The organism is Vreelandella sulfidaeris Esulfide1 (genome assembly GCF_054072535.1).
In genome coordinates this window covers 2,668,732-2,690,208 of record NZ_CM133364.1, presented here as the reverse complement: position 1 = coordinate 2,690,208, position 21,477 = coordinate 2,668,732, and the positions used below count along the sequence as shown (strand labels likewise).

21 protein-coding genes are annotated in these 21,477 nt (G+C 52.6%); 8 read left to right on the top strand and 13 right to left on the bottom strand.

What is annotated here, in order from left to right; genetic code table 11:
* Positions 1–33 precede the first annotated feature (33 nt).
* On the top strand, positions 34–1,221 hold the full coding sequence (locus ACW44H_RS12595) for an NAD(P)/FAD-dependent oxidoreductase (protein WP_457504827.1): 1,188 nt from the start codon (positions 34–36) through the stop codon (positions 1,219–1,221).
* 34 nt (positions 1,222–1,255) lie between these two features.
* Here ACW44H_RS12595 and ACW44H_RS12590 read toward each other — a convergent pair whose 3' ends face one another.
* The 4 genes from ACW44H_RS12590 to ACW44H_RS12575 form a co-directional block, all read right to left on the bottom strand.
* Positions 1,256–1,567, bottom strand: a complete 312-nt coding sequence (locus ACW44H_RS12590) for a hypothetical protein (protein WP_457504825.1) — start codon at positions 1,565–1,567, stop codon at positions 1,256–1,258.
* Entirely contained in the window at positions 1,542–1,946 is a 405-nt protein-coding gene (locus ACW44H_RS12585; protein WP_457504824.1) for a phage holin family protein, read from the bottom strand. Before ACW44H_RS12585 ends, ACW44H_RS12590 begins: the two co-directional genes overlap by 26 nt.
* Complete coding sequence (locus tag ACW44H_RS12580; RefSeq protein ID WP_113271151.1) at positions 1,946–2,278, bottom strand: DUF883 family protein; 333 nt, start codon at positions 2,276–2,278, stop codon at positions 1,946–1,948. The genes ACW44H_RS12585 and ACW44H_RS12580 overlap by 1 nt, the downstream gene beginning before the upstream one ends.
* A 76-nt stretch (positions 2,279–2,354) precedes the next feature.
* Complete coding sequence (locus tag ACW44H_RS12575; protein ID WP_457504823.1) at positions 2,355–3,386, bottom strand: phospholipase A; 1,032 nt, start codon at positions 3,384–3,386, stop codon at positions 2,355–2,357.
* Positions 3,387–3,591: 205 nt separating this feature from the next.
* On the opposite strand from ACW44H_RS12575, the gene mscK reads away from it, so the two are divergent.
* Positions 3,592–6,900: a mechanosensitive channel MscK gene (gene mscK, locus ACW44H_RS12570; protein ID WP_457504821.1), complete on the top strand. Its 3,309-nt coding sequence runs from the start codon at positions 3,592–3,594 to the stop codon at positions 6,898–6,900.
* Here mscK and ACW44H_RS12565 read toward each other — a convergent pair.
* Entirely contained in the window at positions 6,897–7,655 is a 759-nt protein-coding gene (locus tag ACW44H_RS12565; RefSeq protein ID WP_457504820.1) for a TlyA family RNA methyltransferase, read from the bottom strand. The two genes, mscK and ACW44H_RS12565, sit on opposite strands and share 4 nt — an antisense overlap.
* Positions 7,656–7,685: 30 nt before the next feature.
* Positions 7,686–9,728, bottom strand: coding sequence for a hypothetical protein (locus ACW44H_RS12560; protein ID WP_457504818.1), 2,043 nt, complete (start codon positions 9,726–9,728; stop codon positions 7,686–7,688).
* Between the two features lie 518 nt (positions 9,729–10,246).
* On the opposite strand from ACW44H_RS12560, the gene ACW44H_RS12555 reads away from it, so the two are divergent.
* From ACW44H_RS12555 to ACW44H_RS12545, 3 genes are all read left to right on the top strand, one after another.
* On the top strand, positions 10,247–10,576 hold the full coding sequence (locus tag ACW44H_RS12555) for a DUF1820 family protein (protein ID WP_113271155.1): 330 nt from the start codon (positions 10,247–10,249) through the stop codon (positions 10,574–10,576).
* 86 nt (positions 10,577–10,662) lie between these two features.
* On the top strand, positions 10,663–11,298 hold the full coding sequence (locus ACW44H_RS12550) for a TIGR04211 family SH3 domain-containing protein (protein ID WP_457504817.1): 636 nt from the start codon (positions 10,663–10,665) through the stop codon (positions 11,296–11,298).
* A gap of 55 nt (positions 11,299–11,353) precedes the next feature.
* Positions 11,354–11,986 (top strand): thiopurine S-methyltransferase, encoded by a 633-nt coding sequence (locus ACW44H_RS12545; RefSeq protein WP_457504815.1) that lies wholly within the window; start codon positions 11,354–11,356, stop codon positions 11,984–11,986.
* Between the two features lie 73 nt (positions 11,987–12,059).
* On the opposite strand, the gene ACW44H_RS12540 is transcribed toward ACW44H_RS12545, so the two are convergent.
* Together ACW44H_RS12540 and ACW44H_RS12535 are read right to left on the bottom strand one after the other, a co-directional pair.
* Entirely contained in the window at positions 12,060–12,653 is a 594-nt protein-coding gene (locus tag ACW44H_RS12540; protein WP_113271158.1) for a YajG family lipoprotein, read from the bottom strand.
* A 150-nt stretch (positions 12,654–12,803) separates the two neighbouring features.
* Positions 12,804–13,706, bottom strand: coding sequence for a DMT family transporter (locus tag ACW44H_RS12535; RefSeq protein ID WP_457504813.1), 903 nt, complete (start codon positions 13,704–13,706; stop codon positions 12,804–12,806).
* Positions 13,707–13,852: 146 nt separating this feature from the next.
* Here ACW44H_RS12535 and ACW44H_RS12530 point away from each other — a divergent pair, with 146 nt between their 5' ends.
* Positions 13,853–14,470: an alpha-ketoglutarate-dependent dioxygenase AlkB family protein gene (locus ACW44H_RS12530; RefSeq protein WP_457504812.1), complete on the top strand. Its 618-nt coding sequence runs from the start codon at positions 13,853–13,855 to the stop codon at positions 14,468–14,470.
* A gap of 57 nt (positions 14,471–14,527) precedes the next feature.
* Here the strand turns inward: ACW44H_RS12530 and ACW44H_RS12525 are convergent, their stop codons facing one another.
* The 4 genes from ACW44H_RS12525 to cysP are packed head-to-tail and all read right to left on the bottom strand — an operon-like array spanning position 14,528 to position 18,337.
* Complete coding sequence (locus ACW44H_RS12525; RefSeq protein ID WP_457504810.1) at positions 14,528–15,622, bottom strand: sulfate/molybdate ABC transporter ATP-binding protein; 1,095 nt, start codon at positions 15,620–15,622, stop codon at positions 14,528–14,530.
* Complete coding sequence (cysW, locus tag ACW44H_RS12520) at positions 15,619–16,446, bottom strand: sulfate ABC transporter permease subunit CysW (RefSeq protein WP_457504808.1); 828 nt, start codon at positions 16,444–16,446, stop codon at positions 15,619–15,621. Before cysW ends, ACW44H_RS12525 begins: the two co-directional genes overlap by 4 nt.
* On the bottom strand, positions 16,446–17,300 hold the full coding sequence (gene cysT / locus ACW44H_RS12515; RefSeq protein WP_447046063.1) for a sulfate ABC transporter permease subunit CysT: 855 nt from the start codon (positions 17,298–17,300) through the stop codon (positions 16,446–16,448). The genes cysW and cysT overlap by 1 nt, the downstream gene beginning before the upstream one ends.
* Before the next feature lie 26 nt (positions 17,301–17,326).
* Complete coding sequence (cysP, locus tag ACW44H_RS12510) at positions 17,327–18,337, bottom strand: thiosulfate ABC transporter substrate-binding protein CysP (protein WP_457504807.1); 1,011 nt, start codon at positions 18,335–18,337, stop codon at positions 17,327–17,329.
* Between the two features lie 248 nt (positions 18,338–18,585).
* Between cysP and rpe the strand changes: the two genes are divergently transcribed.
* Positions 18,586–19,281 (top strand): ribulose-phosphate 3-epimerase, encoded by a 696-nt coding sequence (rpe, locus tag ACW44H_RS12505; protein WP_113271163.1) that lies wholly within the window; start codon positions 18,586–18,588, stop codon positions 19,279–19,281.
* 13 nt (positions 19,282–19,294) lie between these two features.
* Here rpe and ACW44H_RS12500 read toward each other — a convergent pair whose 3' ends face one another.
* A complete protein-coding gene (locus ACW44H_RS12500) occupies positions 19,295–20,593 on the bottom strand; it encodes an NAD(P)/FAD-dependent oxidoreductase (RefSeq protein ID WP_457504805.1) in 1,299 nt (432 codons plus the stop codon).
* 164 nt (positions 20,594–20,757) lie between these two features.
* Between ACW44H_RS12500 and ACW44H_RS12495 the strand changes: the two genes are divergently transcribed.
* Positions 20,758–21,477, top strand: a complete 720-nt coding sequence (locus ACW44H_RS12495) for a phosphoglycolate phosphatase (protein ID WP_457504803.1) — start codon at positions 20,758–20,760, stop codon at positions 21,475–21,477.

Sequence of the window (21,477 nt, the reverse complement as noted above, 5' to 3'; positions counted from 1 at the left end):
CTCCTTGATGCCTTTTCTTATGAGCTTTTCTTTATGATTTATGATGTCGTTATCATCGGTGCTGGCGCCGCAGGTCTAATGTGTGCTGCACAAGCGGGCTATACTGGCAAGCGGGTTTTAGTGCTTGATCATGCTAACAAAGCGGGCAAAAAAATCCTGATGTCCGGTGGTGGCCGCTGCAACTTTACCAATCTCGGCACTACGCCACAGCATTTTTACTCTTCAAATCCTTACTTTTGTATTTCGGCGCTTAAACGTTACCGTCCTGAACACTTTGTGGAGCTCGTTGAGCGCCATGGGGTTGAGTATGTGGAAAAAACACCGGGACAGCTATTTTGTGCGACATCCGCCAAAGAAATTGTCCGCACACTACTCACCGAATGTGAGTGGGCTGGGGTTGAAATAGCGCTGAGTACACAGATCAGCCGTGTCGAGCAGCAGGGCGATGCCATGCAGTTAACGACCTCTATAGGGAAGATAGATGCGGGTGTGGTGGTGGTGGCCAGTGGTGGGCTTTCTATTCCCACTATGGGGGCGACGGGGTTTGGCTACGAGCTTGCCGGTCAATTTGGCTTGGAAGTTTTTGAGACCCGACCTGGGCTGGTGCCCTTTACCTTGAGTGATACCTGGAAGGCGCGAGCGGCGGAGCTTTCTGGATTGAGCGTGCCGGTGGCGGTTAGTGCTGAAGGCCACCATCGCTTTGTCGACCCTATGTTGTTTACTCATCGTGGCTTATCAGGACCGGCGATGCTCCAGGTATCCAGTGTTTGGCAGCCTGGAAAGCCAATAACGATTGATCTGTTGCCCGAAGAAAATGTGGTGGAGTCGCTGCGTGAGGCACGTCAAGCGACTCCCAAACGCCAGCTTTCTACGTGGCTTACGGAACGCTTTCCGAAGCGCTTGGCCCAGGCCCTGTTGGAGTGGTATCCCGATCATGACCCAGCACGCCCCTTGGCCCAATATGCAAACCAGGCGCTGGATGAGTGGGCAGGCAGGCTCAATACATGGCAACTAAAGCCAGCGGGAACTGAAGGCTGGCGCACCGCTGAAGTGACCATGGGTGGGGTTAATACCGATCAACTATCGTCAAAAACATTTGAAGTTAAAGGATTGCCGCAATTGCGCTTTATCGGTGAAGTGCTGGATGTGACAGGGGAGCTAGGCGGGTATAATTTTCAATGGGCGTGGGCGAGTGGCGTAGCCTGCGGGCAATCCTGCTAGACGACCCCACTAGCCCAGGCTATTAGCATTATGCTTAAGTAGCCACTTTAGCTAATAATTTAAGTTTCTTGAGTAGCATGTAGCCCGCAAGTACTTTTCTGCCTGACGCCATTGCACCGCCTGGGTGGCGCATCAGCTTGAATGCGGCAAAGCCGCCGACTGCATAGAGAGGCAATTTGACGCTTTGCCAGTTCTTATCCAGTGGTGAAGCGGCTTGTTGCAGATATTCGCTATCCACCAAAATATCTATACGCTGCTGTTCTAATTCAGCCAGCAGCAGCGCCTTGCGCTCGGCACGACTTGGTGGCTTAGGTAGCGTTTTAGCGGTGTCTGCGGATGGTTTCATCACTTGGCTCCTCAAGCAGTGCTCGGTCAGCGGCAAGTTGTTTGAGAGTCTCTTTTAAAAGAGAATGTCGCTTGGACTGGCGAATAGCCATCCATGCAAGCAGCAAACTAGCCCCTATCAACACCCCTGCACTAATAGCAATCGCTGTTAAGCGATAGGTATCCCAGAACAGTACTACTACCAGCGCTGTCAGCGTGGCAATTCCTAACAAGAGCAACAGTAAGCTTGCTCCTGCAAGAAGAAAGAGGACCAATATACGAGAGCGTTCTTCTTCTAACTCAAACACCGCCAAACGCAGACGGGTTTCGCTATTAGCTATCAGCGATTTCAGTAAGCGTTTGGCAGCAGCGAAGACGCTTTGGGTTGGACCCAAAGCCATTAGCGGCGACCGAGCAGCATACCCACAACCATACCCACTGCGGTACCAATACCAATGCTCGTCCAGGGGTTTTCATGAACGTAGCGGTCACAAGCGTCAGCTTGTTGAGTCAATGAATCACGGGTGTCGTCATAGATACGCTCACCACGAGCTTCAAGACGTGCCCGGGTATCTTTTAAACGGCGCTCGGCGCGACTACGTAGATCGTTCATCTCTCCGCTGGCGTCTTTAGCTGTCGCATTGACAAGCTCTTCAACGGTTTCACTTAAGTGGCGCAAATCATCTTTGAGTTGATCAGCTTGAGTAGAGTAAGTGGTTTGACGTTTAGCCATGGAGTCTTCCTTGGGCGAATGAATGATAAGCTACAATAAAGATAGCAGCCACTTGCTTACAGACAAGCAAAAGCATCTATCGGTTCAGTCCTGTCGCACTAAATAAGGGGTTAAGACTAAACCCAAGGCTTAAGCGATGAACACGATGGTCGTAATCTATCATGCTCTCACCGTAGCCGTAGTAATACTGTACATGGGCACGTAAGCTGTTGAAAGCGGGCCAGCTGTAATCGATCTGTGTGCCTATATTGCCAGCACTTGGGTTGCCGCGCAGTAGCCCGCTTACTTCATGGTTATTATTGAGACGTTTGGCGAGGCGAATATCCCCATAGCCCATGTAGCGTTCGATATCAGGGTTGTCATCATCTTCTGAGGATTCTGGTATGCGCCAATGGGGTGCGAGAGTGAACGCCCAATCACCCCGCTGGAAAGTACTTTCAAGATAAACGCGATTCCAGCTACGTGAAAGAGGATCTGAGCGGCCATTAGACTGATGATTCAACGCCACTCTATTACGCGTGTTCACCCAGCCTAGCGCGCCCCATGCATTGTCGAAGTCGATAAAAACTTCGGGCTCGTAGTTAGTTTCCCTGAATGGTGATGAGGCGTCAGTGTTGTAAGCCTGCCACCAACTGCGCTGGGTGTAGCCAAAATAGACGTCGCCGTAGTTGCCGAATACTTCCTCAATTAGATTCACCTTGGCGCTGAACTGGAATTTAAGCTCTACGCTACTCACTTCGCCATCGCCTGAAATATTGCGAAAGCTTTCGCGGTTCTTATTCGCATTGAAGCTAACCGGAAACAGATAATTAGTGCGGTGCGTCGTGATTGAGAACGGATTCCGGCTAGATTCCTGCTCAAGTTCACGGCGCTCACTTAAATCTTCCCGCGCCGCTTCTTCAGGCAATGGCTCAAATGGGACGCCTTGAGCGGCGTCTTCGGGGCTCTCTACCTGCTGCAGCTGCTGATGTAAATCGTATAGCTCAGCATTGAGGGCGCGTATACGCTCTTCAATCTCTTGTTGAGAAGCAGCGAAGGCATCGGCACTAAAAGTAGCAAAGCTTAGTAGGATAATAAGTTTTGTGAACGGCAGTTTTCGGGTGACCATCGAGGTGACTCGCAAAATGAATGAAGAGGCAAAAGCCAAGTTTGTTTCTATCACGCCGCCTAAGGAAGTCAACACCTCTGATTGCGCTTGTTATCAGAACGCCTGACAATAGCCTCATTATCCGTATCTACGGAGCGATTGATGTCAATGAGGCATAAGTAACGTGGTGAGACACACCTGTAATTGGTTTATAACGTGTTTATTGTTGCTGTTCATTATCAGCGGTAACGCTAACCCAGCCCGCGCCGCGCTCCAAGCCAATATGCTTGAACGAGTACCTGAGCAGGCTGAGTTGGCCTCAAGGCTTGCTCAGTTGGAAACGCTTGAAGGGTCATTAACGGCTCAGCAAACTAGTGACAAAGAAGCCCTAGAGGCGTCCCTTGACGCTTATGAGCGGCTAACCTCTCTTGAGGAGCGTCTAGCTGCATTAGATACGCGTGTAGAACAAGCCCCCGAGCTGCTGGCACGCCTTCAGCGTGAGCTGAACGAAGCTGAAGACGCCTCGCAGCAGCTTTCAGTTGCCGACTTAAGCGACCTGCCTCTCGACGAACTGGAAACTCTGCAAACGGGCGCAGTGGTCGAGCTTCAAGAGTTGCAGAGCCAGCTAGCAGAAGTGAACTCCCAACTGCTGGCTGCCCAAACACTTCCTGAGCGTGCTCAACAATCTATCGCTGAAACCCTTCAGCGCGCAGAGAGTTTACGCCGACAGCACGATGAGCGCGAGGCTTTGCTGGCGGATCGCCAACTTTCTGCGTTGAACGACCCGCGCCTTATTCAATTACGCCTAGAACGGGCACTTGCCGACCGCGAAGTAAGCTTTTACCAGCGTGAGCTAAGCGCTAACAGCCGCCTGCGTGAATTAGCGCAGCAGCGTCGCGATGTGTTGATGCTACAGATTGATTATCAAGAGCAGCAACTAAGCATGCTTCAAGGGGTGATTGATCGGCAGCGTCGGCTGGCCTCCGAGCAAGCCATTGCCGATGCAGCTCGGGACAATCCGCTCATTGCTGCAGGGCATCCTGTGGTGGTGCAAGCACAGCAAACCAACCAGGCATTAAGCCTTGAATTATTGCGAGCGACAGACCGCGCTAACAGTATCGTGCGCGAAAATATCGAAGCCCAGCGCCAGTTGGAACATGTACGCCAACTGCAGCGCAGCCTTAATGAGCAGATTGAGGCTATTCGTGGCAGTCAACTACTGTCGCGAATTCTGCGTGAACAACGTAAATCACTACCCCCGTTAGCGACACCGCGTAATTTGCAAGACGAAATTGCCGATCTACGCCTTAAACAGTTTGATTTAGTCCGCCAGCGTGACCAGTTACGCCAAAGCGAGCAGTTTGCCGTTAGACGACTATCGGAGGCAGGCATAGAGGCAACGCCAGGCCTAGTAGACTCCCTCTCGCGGCTCTATCAATCCCGTCGTGAGCTCGTCGAACAGTTGGAACAGTCTTACGGCAGCTTGTTGAGTGCGGCGATTGAGCTACAGCTGAATCAACAGCAGCTTTTGACGACCACCAGTGAGCTACGCGAAACCATTGATGAACAACTTTTTTGGGTCGCCAATAGTCGCCCTCTGGACTTTAACTGGCTGCGTCAATTGCCCAATAATTTACGTTTAGAGTGGCAGGAGGGGGAGTGGCGTGCCATTTTGCCCGCTCGTTGGCAAGGGTTCTCTTGGGAAGTGCTAAAAGGAGCACCGCTAGTGGTGTTGGGCCTGCTGCTTATGGGGTTGAGGCGACAGATTAAAGCGCGCCTAGCCAAGATTCATTCGCAAATTGGCCGGCTAAAAAGTGACACTCAACTGCACACGCCGAAGGCGGTGCTGCTAAATGCATTATTGGCGCTCTCTGGTCCCTTAGTGCTAGCAGGCGTTGGTGTTGGACTGCTCGGGGCGGCGGGGCCGTTGGCAGATAGTGCCGCCCCCGCGATGCTTCAATTGGCCTTAAGCTGGGCCGTAATTGCATGGGCGCGCAGGCTGCTGGTGGCCGATGGCGTGGCTGAGCGCCACTTCACCTGGTCACCGCAATACAGTGCCCGTTTACGCCAACTCTTACGTGGCTTAGGCATCTCCTTGGTGCCGGTAATCGGCATTGCGGCTATGTCAGGGGAAATGGAAACCCCGTTGGCGCTACGCCCTGTGGCGCTGATGTTGTTATCGTGTGGCTTGTTAGCCATGAGTTGGTGGCTAGCACAGCTGATACTGGCACATGTTCCTATCTTTGGCGTTCGTCTGTTTCGCTTACTGCTAGGGTTGGCGATGGCGTCGGTGCCTTTGATCCTGCTGGGCTTGGTGGTGTGGGGATATGAATACACAGCGCTGCGCTTAGTGGCGCGATTTGTTATCACGCTTTACTTGCTGGGGCTGTGGGTCGTAGTGGAAGCTACCCTGGTCAGGAGCTTAGCCGTCGCCGCACGGCGTCTTGCCTACCGCCGTGCGTTAGCGCGTCGCCGGGCTCAGGTGCAAGAGGGCGCCGAAGGTGGCTTGGAAGTGGTAGAAGAGCCGCCGCTAGATATGGAACAGATCAATAGCCAATCACTACGTCTTTCCAAATTGATTTTGCTGATTGGCTTTAGTGCGCTGCTTTACCTGGTTTGGTCCGATTTGCTATCGGTACTCGGCTATTTAGATAATGTGTCACTGTGGGAAGCACAAGAGGGTGACCTGGTTGATAATGCGCTCTCGATATCCGATATCTTTGCGGCGCTGCTGATTGTCGCCATCACGTTTATTATGGCAGGCAATTTACCCGGCCTGCTGGAAGTGATGGTGCTGTCTCGGCTGTCATTAAAGCAGGGCAGTGCCTACGCGATTAGTTCGCTGCTCTCCTATACGATTGTGGGCACCGGGATCGTCATGGGGCTTTCGACGCTGGGCGTTTCCTGGGACAAGCTTCAGTGGCTGGTGGCAGCGTTAAGTGTCGGGTTAGGGTTTGGTCTACAGGAGATTTTTGCCAACTTTATATCGGGCTTGATCATTCTGTTTGAACGCCCCATTCGTATTGGCGATACCATTACGCTTGGTAATTTGCACGGCACTGTCAGCCGTATCCGCATCCGTGCGACCACCGTGACTGACTTTGATCGCAAAGAGATCATTATCCCCAATAAAACGTTCGTGACCGACCAACTGATTAACTGGTCGCTGTCGGATAATATTACTCGTGTCGTTCTCACCTATGGCGTGGCCCACGGTTCAGATATGCCTAAGGTGCACCAGTTGCTTCGTAAAGCAGCGGATGAAAACCCCCGCGTACTCACCGACCCGGAACCCCAGGTTTTCTGCTTGAGCTATGGACAACATAGCCTTAACTTTGAGTTGCGTATTTTTGTCAACGATCTGCTCGATCGGCTATTTGCTGCCGATGAAATTAATTGCAGGGTAGACCAGCTGTTTCGCGAAGCGAATGTTCGTGTGGCCTTTGAGCAGATGGATGTGTGGCTGCACCCGGAGCAGGGTGAAGCGGTTAAAGTACAGTCGGCTAGCGAGCTAACGCCCCCCGCGTCGAGTTAAGCCACTTTTACAGCGTGGAGGAGGAACTCGCGGTTGCCGTCGCCGCCGGTGATGGGGCTCTCCTGCCAATGGTGAATGGCGAGTGCGCAGGCGGCGCAGGCGCTACGAATATTGGCTTCAACCTCTGCATAATGTTTGGCATTGCGTACAATGCCGCGTTTATCCAGTGCGCCGGGGGTCAGCTCAAACTGGGGTTTAACCAGCGAGATCAACTGCCCGCCCGCAGGGAGCAAGGCGGCGATTTCGGGGATTATCAGCGTTTGAGATATAAACGAAACGTCCATTACAGCGCTATCGATAGGCTGAACCGTCAGTAGACTGTTGAGCGCTTTAGCGTTGCTCATCGAGCGCGCGTTTAATCCTTCCAGGCAGGTCACGCGAGGGTCGTTACGAAGTTCAGCCGCGAGCTGACCATGGCCGACTTCCACGCCAATTACATGGCAAGCGCCAAAGCGCAGTGCGCAATCGGTGAAACCGCCGGTGGACTGGCCGATATCGAGGACAATGCAGTCTTCAAAACGCAGCTCAAGCGCTATCAGCACTGCCTCAAGCTTCAAACCTGCACGGGACACATAGCGCTCTTCGGCGTCATCTTCCATCTCAAAACAGGTATCTTCAGGCCATTTTTCCGACACTTTGGTGAGTGGCTTGCCGTTCTCGGCGAGGCGTACCCGCCCGTGGCGAATAAGCCGTTGAGCACGGGTGCGCGAGCTGGTCAGCCCTTGGCTGACTAACAGTTGATCGAGTCGCATCATAATAATTAAACGTGTCGTTGTGAGGGCTACTTAACCCTCGTCTAAAGGCGCATTCGGGCCTTGATCAGCCTGCAGTTCAGTAGGTGGTAGGCGCGAGGCTCCCCAGCTACGGTGTAGATAGCGTTTAACATTATCCAGCTCATCGCTAGTGACTGAAACCAATTCGCCACGCTCAAGTGGGTCGTAATGGTAAATATATAGCCGCGATGCAAAGCGCTCAAACGTCAACGAGGCTTCACCAAAGCGTTCACCATTGCCTGAGGTGCTGACAATAACGCCGTCACCCCAATCCTGACCGCTATCATTGTTGGGATTATAGAAGTAAACCCGCATGACATCAGAAGGATCTAGCGACGCCCGCAAAATCGTAATCGCGTGCCAGCCGATAAAGCGTGCCGCGCTATCGGTGACCGCAATACCCGCCGGCTGCGGGTGAATAAGCGGCTGGTTGCCATTGTAATAGGGGTGATAACAGGCGTAAAAGTGACGTACAAAATCGTCCACATCGCTTAGTTGGCCAGTTGCCACATCGACATTAATACGAAAGCCGCGGCCCGACCACCAGCCATGAAATTCAGGGTTAACCCAGCGGTGAGGGTCTCCTTCGCGACCAATACAGCGTCGTCCCATTTCTGCATAGATACGATCCAGATGCGGCACGACAATTAGCGAGACCGGGTCTAGATCCATGGGTAGTTCTGTGGCGACCCCAGACAAGCTCTCCATTGATGAGATCGCTTGTCCTTCAAAGTGCATAATGATTTCATCGTCGCGTGCCGCCCACGCCACCATTTGCAGTAGGTAGTCTGGGTCGTTGTACGCCCACATGGAGAGCGCCCGAGCCGACTGGCAGGTTGGGTTATTCCCCTGACCAACCCCTAGGGGCAGCCCCAGCATGCAGAGTACACCTTCGATCAGCCGTGCACGGGGAGAAGCAATGTCGCCATAGGCCATTTGCAGACGCGACTGCGCCCATTCAGAGAGCGGTAGGTTAAGTTGTCGCCACATTGCTGGCGCTACCGGCGGCTGATAAAGGATGCCGCGCTCAAGCATTAGGGCTAGGCCGTAAACCGCTTGGGAAGTAGCAGGATATACACCGCCACGAATAAGCGCTTGGACCAGTTCGCGGTAACAGAGCAAACAATCCCGCCCGGTAGACGAAAGGCCGAGCGCCTCAGAAAGTAAGTGGTCACCTTCCTCGAGTAAGTGGCGTAGTAATACGGCATGATAAGGTGACACCAGCCCGGTATCGTGCATTGCCCGAGCAAAACCAGTGGATTCTGCCTGAAGCGCGGCTTGGTCCATACGCTCCAAGCGCTCGCGATAAATATCCACACCTGGATCTTCACGGCACGCTTGAGTCGGCCCGTAGAGCGAACTGACCAGCCGATCGGCACCTTGGCCGCTAATGCCAAGATCAATGTCAGGATTGACTTGGCAGAGCGCAATCTGAGTGATCATTTGCTTGATCGCATCGACTTGGATTGGACGCTGCTTCAAAATGCGCCAAATCTCATCAATCAGTTGGTCGACGATATGCTCGTAGCCGATTCGATCGGCTAAATGCTGAAAAAGCTGGCGTGGAATAGTGGCCAGTTGTCCTTGGGTTTCGCGCTCAGCCTCGCTCGGCGGCAAGAAAAGCAGCCATAAATTAATCGCCATTACCTGGGTTAGGTAGTGATGAGCATGTTCTGCTGAAATAAGCGGATGTGGATAGGCCCCTTTGGCAACGGCCAGTAGCCTCAGCTCACTTAACGCTTCAATCACGACCACGTTGGCGTCGGGGCTTTTCAGCGAAAATGTGGTCAGCGTTGGGACTAAATACTGGGGGGTTTCCCAGTCGGAACCGGAAAACAAACCGGAATTTTCAAATGCTTGTGCACGCGACTCTAGCGCTTCACAACCGCCATCTTGAAGTAGTACATGCCGTGCAGTGTCCATCACATACGGTAACTGGGCGGGCTTCGAGAGCGCGGGCGCCTGCGCAAGCAGGCTCACGGCGTCATCAAACTTGCTCAACAGGCCATTGAGCTTACTATCTTCATGAGAAGACGTGAGTTGATCTGTCTTCACGGTGACTCCTTATCCCAGCATCAACAGGGATTATACATAGAAGTCGAGATCTTCTTGGCGTTTTAGTAGATCGCGAAATGTGGGTGAATCATCGCTTTAAAGTAGATCAATCCCTAGTAGGTACCAAATTGCAGTACGCTCAGTGACTGTTTCCTCTAGGGACGAAACGTATATGCTCTCTAGCTACCATCGAGGGTGATGATGCGTTGAGAATGAATTAAGCCCAACTCAATATCAAACGCTTTAATGAATTTTTCGATTAATTCTTTGATTTTATGAGCGTTTGTTTATTGTGCTTATGGAAGCGTAAAGCGGCTTCACTCGCATTGAAGCTTCAATCTGAAAGAGTGATGAAACCTAGCAAGCCGCTCATCGTTACCGTACACAAGGGATTTGTGGCTGGCCAACGGATGTAGTGTCCCCGTGCAAACGCAGGGTTAGCTAAAGGCGTAGTGATACGAATATGGTAAGCTAGGCGGTTCAACTTCATGTACAAGTGGCAAGAGGAATAGGCCAAGATGGCGGCCAAGCCGATCTACCGTGTGGTGGTTCACCAGCAGGGTGAAATTTGGGATTTATATGTCAGAGAAATATTTCAAAGCGAACTCTGGGGCTTTATTGAAGTCGAGGAGTTTGTCTTTGAAGATTCTTCACGTGTAGTCGTCGACCCTGTAAGCGAAAAGCTGCAGCGAACCTTTGAAGGCGTTAAGCGAAGTTATCTGCCGTTGAATGCCATTGTGCGCATCGACGAAGTGGAGAGAGAAGGGCCTTTGAAGGCGGTAAAGACTGACGCTCGTGTAGCTGAGTTCCCCCGTCCCTTTCCGTTGCCACCACGCGGAGAAGGGTAAACGTATGAGATGCGCGCCGCTAAGTTAAGCGGTAAGCGCTGCTGGCTTCGTCCGCCTTGCGGCGTTTTAAATCAGGACATGATGTCATGCACGTAAATAGATTTCGTTTTCATTACTACGCCGCTGCGGCTGGAATTTTGCTCAGCGTTGCCAGTATCCAGGCCCATGCTCAGGCCGACAATCAAGCCTGGGTGACCGATGAGCTTAGCACTTACGTGCGTAGTGGTCCGACCGATGGCTATCGCATTATTGGCACATTGAATGCCGGTGAACAGGTTGCTGTGCTGGAAACCAGTGGAGACTACACACGGGTGCGCAATAGCGACGGCAATACGGTCTGGGTGTTGAGTGATGAGCTTCAGCAAACGCCGAGCGCGATCGAGCAGTTACCCGAGTTAGAAGCGCGAGTTGAGGAGTTAACTGCTGAGCTTGAAGGGATCAACGATACCTGGGAGCAGCGTGTTTCCTCAATGACGGAGACTCTTGATGTGCGTGAACGTCGCATTGCCGAGCTTGAGGCAAGCAATCAAGAGCTCGACAGCCAGGCAGAGCAGTCGCGTCAGCAGGTAAGAGGACTCCAGGCGCGTTTGGAAACGCAAGAAGAAGACCTCCTAATGCGGTATTTCATGTACGGTGGCGGTGTGGCTGGCGCGGGATTATTGGTGGGTCTGATTGTGCCTCACTTGCCACGTCGGCAGAAGAAGCGTGACCGCTGGTTCTAGCCACGCGTTTGGACAAATAAACGAATAGCGGAATCGATACGAAGGTGGCTAAATAATGAGCGATCAATGGCGCAAGCGCTGGCAAGAAGGGCGCATTGGTTTCCACCTGCAGCAGACGCACCCGGCGCTGCAGCGTCATTGGGGCTCGCTTGGCGTTACTGATCGTACCAAGGTGCTTGTGCCGCTGTGCGGTAAAAGTCTTGATATGCGCTGGTTGGCCGATCAGGGGCATCCCGTGCTAGGCATTGAATTTGCTCCTGAGGCCATTGAGCAGTTTTTGGCGCAGCGCAGCACACCGGTATCACGTTACCGACAGGCAGGATTTACTATCTCCCGCCAGGGTAATGTTGAACTCTGGTGTGGCGATTTTTTTCACTTACATATTCAGCATGCGGCCGAGATTGGTGCGTTTTATGATCGTGCATCGCTGATAGCGCTGCCGCCTGCCACTCGCCAGCGCTATGCCTTTCACCTTGCGCAGTTAGTCCCGCCTGGCGCCAAAGGCCTGCTGATTAGCTTGTCGCATGACGAGGGTGACGCAGGGCCTCCTTATAGTGTGACCGCTGATGAGCTCGACAACCTGTTTTCGGCTAACTTCGCTTTGACCTTTCTGGAGGAGGAAAGCCCTGATGAGCGTGGCTATATAGAGAGCGTATGGGCGCTAGAACGACGCGGGCCGCGCCTGTAAATGCCGCTGTGGTTATAGAGAATAAACACAGGGGGGCAATACAGATGCGGCCCATATCGGAGTGGAAATCAGCCTAACGTGCTAAGAGGCGCCCCAACTCAGGGTCACTAAAGGCGCGGTTCAAGCCATCGCTAAGCAAGTCACTCAGCATGCGTGCGTTGCTATCAGCATCGGGTTTAAGGGCATAGCCCTGGGTGCGGCGCGATGTGTAAGTGCCCGTATAAGTGGTGCCCTTGTTTTGAGCAATAGCGCGAAAAACCCCTTCAAGGCGTGCTTCGTCTACCAACGGCTGGCCGCTGTCGCCACGCGCGTAATTGAGACTGGCAAGTTCCAACGTTAAGGACGGACGTCCCTCAGCCTGTTCAGTGGTAGGGTTGAAGCCCATGTCGCGTACCGCACGCTCAGCTTCTTGCTGCAGACGTGGGATCAGCTCGTGGCTACTGACGGTAATATGCGCCGTCGACATTCCTCCGCCAGCACGATTACCAATAATATCGCTTTCGCGGCCATCCTGGGCTATCACCGTCACCTGCTGGCCGGAACCCACCTGGGGTACCTGAGCGTTACGTTCAGGACTGAGCTGTAAGTATTGCGGGCTGGTGCAACCGGCTAGCCATGCGCTGGCAAGTAGGACACCTGAAAGTCGTAAAAAGTGACGCCGAAGCATGGTCTTCCTCCGCTATGGCTAAAACGCCAGTATAACGCGGGTAGCGCACTGGCGGTATGGTCAGGCGACGCGACTTTTCTTAGCTATGTCCAATACTTCATTGTTTATTACCATAGCGCGCCATCTTCATTGTGAGATAAGTGAAGCAAGCTAGTGCGCAAGGCTATTTTTTTGAGAATCTGGACTTACGATTAGCCAAACTGAAAGTAAAACAATAAAAGAGCCAAGTAAGAATCCGCTAGAAATCGTTTCATCAAGGACTAAAAACCCCCACAACACAGCGAAGGGTGGCACCAAGAAGGTAACGGTGAGCGAACGTAACGGCCCAATGTCAGCGATCAATCTAAAATAGAGGATATAAGCGAGGGAGGTGCATAAAAAGCCGACGGCGAGCAGGCTGATCCATACATCACCTTGAAACCAATCAATGCTGGGGCCAGATGAAATGTTCCAAAGCAAAAAGGGGCTGAGAAAAGCGGTAGCGCCTATTTGACTGCCAAACGCAACCAGCGTTGAATCCAGACCGCCCTGTTGGGTTATCCACTTTCGGGTCAAAAAGCCAGCAAAGCCGTAACCAATAGTGGCTATCATACAGGCAGCAACGCCAATATAGATGTTACCAACAATATTTGAATCACCCACTGTGGTAATAACCGTAATGCCGATAATTCCTAGCGTTACGCCCAGCCATTTTTTTATAGTTAAGCTCTCGCTAAAGATGAAAAAGCCAATCATGGCCCCTGTTAAAGGCGTTGTTGCATTTAGAATCGCTGAATAGCCAGCAGGTAGTAATGTTGCTGCTATGCTGTACATAAGAAATGGGATGCCTGAGTTAATGATTCCCAAAACAAAAATTTTGCCTAGTTTGCCTCTGAACGCCAGGCTTTTACGTATAATTACGATGATAACAGCCAAGCCAACTAGTCCAAAAAAGACCCTGAAAAAAGCTGTATTGATTGCTCCTATTGCTGGTGATGAAATTCGCATAAAAAGGAAACTAGCTCCCCAAATTGCGGCTAGCGAAAGTAGCCGTATATAGTCTACTGCTCTCATTTTATTTTCCTTTTCAAGGTTTTCTATTAGCCAGCAGGCCATAGGCACGGGTGTGTGGTCCCATGGCGCTCAGTATTGCTTCCTTATTAGTGTGAGAAAAACCCGTTTCTTGCTGTCTTTGTAATGGGCACGCAATAGGCATCGCTATGACGTATACAGATCTGTTTGAAAACGATGATATGAAATTGATTAATCTGCTTCCACAGGATGGGGCGGCTTATTACCACGGTAAAATCCTTGATACGCCCATAGCTGCTATGTATTTAGATAAATGCATGAGCAAACTAAGCTGGGAGCATGATCGCGCGTTTATTTACGGCAAGGAGATTGTTACAAAGAGGAAAATAGCCTGGTATGCAGATAAGCCGGTTTCCTATATCTACTCTGGCTATACAAAAATGGCGTTAGTGTGGCCAGACTTTTTGCGTGAGCTTAAACAGGTCGTGGAGAGCCACTGCGGAGAGGGGTTTAATTCGTGCCTGGGTAATTTTTATAATTCAGGCGAGGAAGGCATGAGCTGGCACAGTGATGCCGAAAAAGACCTTGTTGAGAATGGGGCAATCGGGGCGTTGACCTTAGGCGGCGAAAGGAAATTCTCGTTTAAACATAAACAAACAGGGGAGAGTGTGTCGCTTACGCTAGAGCACGGCAGTCTGTTAATTATGAAAGGTACTACTCAGCAAAACTGGCTACATAGCCTGCCTAAAACCAAGAAAGATATCGAGCCGCGGGTGAGTCTAACCTTTAGGCAAATGCGCTTTTAAAATAAAGGGGTAGGTGATTAATAATAGCCGCCCCGTGAGGGGGCGGCTATTTAGGCTTTATGCAACGCGACTTTGTTCTGCGGCTTTCGCCTCTGTTTCGGAGAAGCGTCGCCAGTGGCGCGGATGGGCGAATAAGCGCTGACCACGGCGTAGCGCCAAGTGCTCAAAGTCAGTATGGCGGACGGTCGCCAGCCACGGCTGTGCTAGCCAATCCGCCTCTAGCTCTACGCGTACTTCGGCGCCCACCGGCGATATTGCGGTGATGGTGACTGGCAAATGGCTCTCAGAGGTGGGTTGCTCGGTTAGCCGCACCTCATGAGGGCGCAGCAACAGCTCTTCATGGCCATCGGGTAGATCTACGTGCCAATAGGCGTCGCCACAGGTGAGTACGCCGTTGGTCACTTTGCCTTCAAGGTGATTCACATCGCCTAAAAACTCAAACACAAAGCGGTTTTTGGGCTCCCGGTAGAGCTCATCGGGGGTGTCTATCTGCTCAATGCGGCCATTGCTCATCACCACCACACGGTCGGAAAGCTCCAGCGCTTCCTCCTGGTCGTGGGTGACAAAGACGCTGGTGAAATTGAACTCGTCATGCAGGTGGCGTAGCCAGCGGCGAAGCTCTTGACGCACCTTGGCATCAAGCGCGCCAAAAGGCTCGTCCAATAACAGTACTTCCGGCTCCACGGCCAGCGCGCGGGCCAGGGACACACGCTGCTGCTGACCGCCTGAGAGCTGAGCAGGGTAGCGATTAGCCAAGTGCTCCAGCTTAACCATTTCAAGCAGCCTGAATACCCGAGCGCGAATCTCACTGCTGCTGGGGCGGCGCTTACGCGATAGCACGGTCAGCCCAAACGCCACGTTGTCATATACACTCATATGGCGGAACAACGCATAGTGCTGAAACACGAAGCCAATGCGGCGGTCTCGCACATGCACGTTGGTGACATCGCGGTCGCCAAACATGATTTTGCCCGGTTGGGCGGTGCGATCGGCATTTTCCAACCCTGCGATAATCCGTAGCAGCGTGGTCTTGCCTGAGCCCGACGGGCCGAGCAACCCCACCAGTTCGCCTTCGTGAATATCCAGGTCGATCGGTTCTAATGCTTGGGTGTTGCCAAAGTGTTTACCGATGTTATGTAAATGAATACTCATACAAAAGCCTCCCGACGTGATGCGCGCCACTCCAGCCCGGCCTTGGCAGCGAGCGTCAATAGGGCAATAAATGCAAGTAAGGCCGCGCAAGCGAAAGCGCCCACGGCGTTATAATCCTGATAGAGCTGCTCAAGGTGCAGTGGCAGCGTATTGGTTTTGCCGCGAATGGCCCCTGAGACTACTGAAACGGCACCAAATTCACCGACCGCACGGGCGTTGGTAAGAATGACGCCATACAGCAGTGCCCAGCGAATATTGGGCAGGGTAACCCGGCGGAAGGTTGTCCAGCCGGAAGCGCCAAGCGTCACGGCGGCTTCCTCTTCCCGGGAGCCTTGCGCCTGCATCAACGGGATCAGCTCCCGTGCAACAAATGGGCAAGTAACAAAAATGGTCACCATCAGAATGCCCGGCCAAGAGAACATTAACTGAATGTCATGGCCATCCAGCCAACTGCCGATCCAGCCGTTACGGCCATAGAGCAGCAGATAAATAAGACCCGCTACCACGGGGGATACTGCAAACGGAATATCAATCAACGTTTGCAAAATGCGCCGCCCAGGAAAGCTAAAGCGCGTGACCAGCCACGCCAGTGCGACACCAAAAACCAAACATACCGGAATGGTCATTAGTGCGATAACCAGCGTTAAGCCAATCGCATGCAGCGTAAAAGTGTTACTAACGTTGGCCCAGAAAACCATGACGCCCTGGGAAAATGCTTGGGCAAAAATGGCTACCAGCGGTAGTAATAAAAAGAGCGCTGATAGCAGCAAGGCAGCCCCTATCAGCAGACGCCGGATAAGCGGCGCATCACCAATTCGACGCATTACCCCTTACCTCCATGCAGGCGGCGTACAAAACGGCCCTGCCAAATGTTGATAGCCAGTAATAGCGCCAGCGAGACAAACAGTACAACCGAGGCAATTGCCGACGCGCCTGCATAGTCATACTCCTGTAGCTTGACGAAAATCATTAGCGCAGTGATCTCTGTTTCGTAGGGCATATTGCCAGCGATAAAGATGATGGCACCGAATTCACCCAACGAGCGCACAAAGGCAAGCCCGGTACCGGTCACTAAGGCGGGCCAGATATGCGGCATGATCACACGGCGAAAGGCGACACCGTCGGTAGCTCCCAGCGACATGGCGGCTTCATCCACTTCGGCGGGCAGGTCTTCCAGTACCGGTTGCACCGTACGCACTACAAAGGGAATGCTAGTAAACGCCATGGCCAGCGCGATACCCACCCATGTGTAGGCGACTTGAAAACCCAGCGGCTCAAGAAGTTGGCCCATCCAGCCGCTGCTGGCATATAGCGTTGCTAGCGTAATACCGGCTACGGCAGTGGGCAGTGCAAAGGGCAGGTCCATTAATGCATCAAGTAGGCGCTTGCCGGGAAACTCATAGCGTACTAATACCCAGGCTAGTAACAAACCAAACACGGCGTTAATCAGTGCTGCGACGGCCGCAGCGCCAATAGTCACCATATAGCTTGCTACGACACGGCCCTCGGTAATGATCGCCCAATACTCGGCAAGACTAAGCTCCGCTAACTGTCCGAACAGGCCAGTAATCGGCAATAACAGCACCAGCGAGATAAACAGCACGCTGATACCCATAGAAAGGCCAAAACCCGGCAGCACACGTGTGCTGCCGGTTCGCCACGAGGCAAGTTGACTCATAATTCAGGTTGGCTCATGAGTAAGTATTAGCGGCGCTGCAACTGGTCGAGAAGGGCGCCACCTTCGAAGTGAGTTTCCATAGCTTCATCCCAGCTACCAAATACTTCATCTACTTCAAGCAACTCGGTTTCCGGGAACTGGTCAGCGAATTCTTCAACCACGGCTTCGTTATGTACCCGGTAGTTGAAACCCGCAAGCAGGCGCTGGATTTCTTCGGTGTAGAGATACTCAAGATAGCTTTGGGCCAAATCGCTATTGCCGTTGCGCTCAGCGTTTTCCTCGACAACCGCGACGGGGAATTCAGCCAGGATGCTCACTGGCGGTACGATCACTTCGTAGTCGTCGCTGCCGTACTCGCTGCGAATATTATTCACTTCAGACTCGAAGCTAATCAGTACATCGCCAATTTCACGCTCGATAAAACTGGTGGTCGCACCACGGCCGCCGGTATCGAAAACCGCTACGTTGGCTAAGAAGGTGCGCATGAATTCTTCAATTTTCTCTTCATCACCGTCGAATTCATTCTCGGCAAAGCCCCAGGCAGCCAAGTAGGTGTAGCGTCCGTTACCCGAGGTTTTCGGGTTAGGAAAGACCATCTCGACATCTTCTTGTACCAGGTCGTCCCAGCTTTCAATGCCTTTAGGGTTGCCTTTACGCACCAAGAAGGCAGTGGTGGAGTAGTAGGGCGAGGCATTATTCTCAAACGCGTCCTGCCAATCTTCAGCTACTAGCCCGGCATCCGCGAGTACTTGCACGTCGGTTACCTGATTAAAGGTGACAACATCGGCACGCAGACCCTGGAGAATGGCGCGTGCTTGGGCAGAAGAACCGCCGTGAGATTGGCTAATCTCAATCTCTTCACCGTGCTCTTCCTGCCACCACGCTTGAAATTCAGGGTTGATCGCGGCAAACAGCTCGCGAGCAATATCATAGGATGAGTTGAGCAGCTCCCGCTCTTGTGCAGCGGCGGTGCCACTGACCGTGACGCCCAATGCAACCGCAATCAGGCTGCGGCGGAAAATTGTCGGTAATGTCATAGGGAACTCCTTAAATCAATAAGCACGTCGTGGCGCAATATTGCCAAGGTTAAAACTATCAATGTGGAATTACAATCTTGTTTTATATTCTATTTAAGAATATATGTGTGATGAGTTGCGAATACGCGGATACGTGGTTCTGTTAAGCGGCTCTGATAAGATAGCGGCCTGGCTTTGCTCTTGCCTGCTCAATCGCAGGTATATCGAGTGAGCCCCTTCGTCTACTGATTGATAAGCAGGAATGGAATATGACCGCTGCGCAGGATTTCTTGATTGCCCCCTCTATTTTATCGGCTGACTTTGCCCGGCTGGGCGAGGAAGTCGATAACGTGCTGGCTGCAGGCGCGGATGTGGTGCACTTCGATGTCATGGATAATCACTACGTGCCCAACCTGACCATTGGCCCGATGGTGTGTAAAGCACTGCGCAAGCACGGCGTGACTGCGCCGATTGACGTGCATCTGATGGTTAAACCAGTCGATCGCATGATCAGCGATTTTATCGAGGCGGGCGCCAGCTATATCACCTTTCACCCGGAAGCGTCAGAGCACGTTGACCGTTCGCTGCAGTTAATCCGTGATGGCGGTTGTAAAGCAGGCCTGGTATTTAATCCGGCGACGCCGCTTTCTTACCTCGACTACGTCATGGATAAGGTCGATATGGTGCTACTGATGAGCGTCAACCCAGGTTTTGGAGGCCAGTCATTTATTCCCGGTACGATGAACAAGCTGCGCGAAGCGCGGGCGCGCATCGATGCCTCGAAATATGATATTCGTTTGGAAATCGATGGCGGGGTAAAAGTGGACAACATCGCCGAGATTGCCGCTGCAGGCGCTGATACCTTTGTGGCCGGTTCAGCCATCTTTAGTGCTCACCAGGCCAGCGACCCGCACGGATACGATAGCGTCATTCAGCAAATGCGCGAGGCGCTGGCGAAGGCCTAACAAGCCAGGGTGGTTAGTGAAGCTTCATACGCGGTTTTAAGTACCGGTTGAGTTTATCCACTAGCCACGCTAGCCCTGTTTTTATCGCGCCATGAATAGCCAGCTGGTGCATACGGTATAGCGAAGCGTAAGCTTGACGTGCCAGCCAGCCCTCTAAAAATAGGCCTCTGGATGCGGAGCTACGCATTAAATTGCCCACCGCATCGTAGCGGGCCAGCGATACCAGCGAGCCATGATCGCGGTAGCGGAAATCCTGCAGTGGCTTGCCGTCAAGTTCGTGAACCAAGTTTTTGGCTAATAGCTTCGCTTGTTGATGCGCCGCTTGTGCACGAGGTGGAACGGTACTGTCTTCTCCCATCGGGCAACTGGCGCAGTCACCAAGCGCGAATACCCTATCATCGTCGACACTTTGCAGGGTGCGTTTCACTTCGATCTGATTTTTCTTATTTGTCGTCAGGCCGAGTTCCGTTAGAAACGAAGGTGCTTTAATACCCGCTGCCCACACATTAATATCCGTTTCGATCTCTTCACCGTCGCCAGTAATCAGCTTGTACGCCTGTGCTTCCTTGATGGCGGTATCGGTGTGGATGGTCACGCCCATGCTTTCAAGCTCGGTTTTGACTGTTTGGCTGACCCGTTCAGAGAGCCCCGGCAGTAAGCGCGGCGCCGCTTCCAGCAAGTGCACGCTGATGTGCTGATGGTCGATAGCGGTAACGCCGTAGGCGTTGAGTATGCGCGAAGCATCAAATAGCTCGGCGGCAAGCTCCACGCCTGTTGCGCCGCCCCCCACGATCCCGATAGTCAACTGGACGTGTTGGCGTAGCGTGGGATCGGTGTAGCGCAGGAAGGTATTAATCATATCGCGCTGAAATGCTTTGGCTTGCTGCGGCGAATCAATAAAGTGACAGTGCTCTGCTACGCCGGGCGTGCCGAAGTCATTTGAAACACTGCCCAGGGCCATCACTACATAGTCATATGTCAGCTCGCGAGCAGGCAGTACCTCGTCGCCATCCTCGTCTTCGACGGGGGCTAAGTGCAGTACGCGCTGTTGACGATCCACTCCCGTTAACGAACCACGCTGATAGCGATAATAATGTGCAGTGGAATGGCCACGGTAATCTACCTCGTCCATGCTGGAATTCAGTACGCCGGTCGCCAGTTCATGGAGCAACGGTTTCCAAACATGGGTGGCATTACGATCTAGCAGCACAATCTCTGCGCGTTTACGCTTGCCTAATGTATGTCCTAGACGCGTGGCAAGGGCTAGCCCGCCTGCGCCACCGCCGACAATCACGATTCTGGGTATGGCCATCATTATCTCCTTGGCTAAATTAGCTCCAGCATAGAAGCTTCTTACGCTTCTGACTAATGCGAAAATTTGCCATGAGCAGGTAAGATGGTTGCCTAATGCGAAGGAAGATAAAGTATTTTTAGCGGTGGATGACGCTAGAAGGCAATAGCTAGAGGGCATTGAAGGTGGATTCAATACGATATTCTGACCTGCATCCAGTACTGCAGGGTAAACGGCTGATTGCTTTCGACTTGGATGGTACGCTGATTGATTCCGTACCGGACCTTGCTGCTGCGGTGGCGTGCGCACTCCGGGAGCTTGATCTGCCTGAACCGAGCGAATCCGATGTGCGCGACTGGGTTGGCAATGGCGCGCCAGTGTTAGTCGAAAGAGCCCTGGCTTGGGCCTTGCAAGCGGCGCCTGATCCAGCGCTTCAGCGGCGCGGCTATGATGCTTTTATGACGTATTATGGCGCAGCGCCCAGCGTCCTCACGACTCTTTATCCTGGGGTTCAGCCAGCGCTTCAGGCGCTGCATAAGCAGGGCATGACATTAGTACTGATCACCAATAAGCCCGAGCGTTTTATTGAGCCACTCTTAAAACACTTCGAACTGCTGGACTATTTTACGTTATGGGTCGGTGGTGATTCACTGGCCGAAAAAAAGCCCAGTGCATTGCCGCTACTGCACGCTGCGCAAACATCTCAAATACCACCTTCTGAGTGTGTGATGGTGGGTGACTCGCGCCATGATATCGCAGCGGGAAAAGCAGCGGGCTTTACGACTGTGGCGTTACCCTACGGCTATAATCACGGCGAACCCATCGAAGATAGCCACCCTGACTTAGTGCTCTCTTCGTTAACAGAGCTGTTGATGACTGTACCCCATGCGACAAGGACCGCTTAA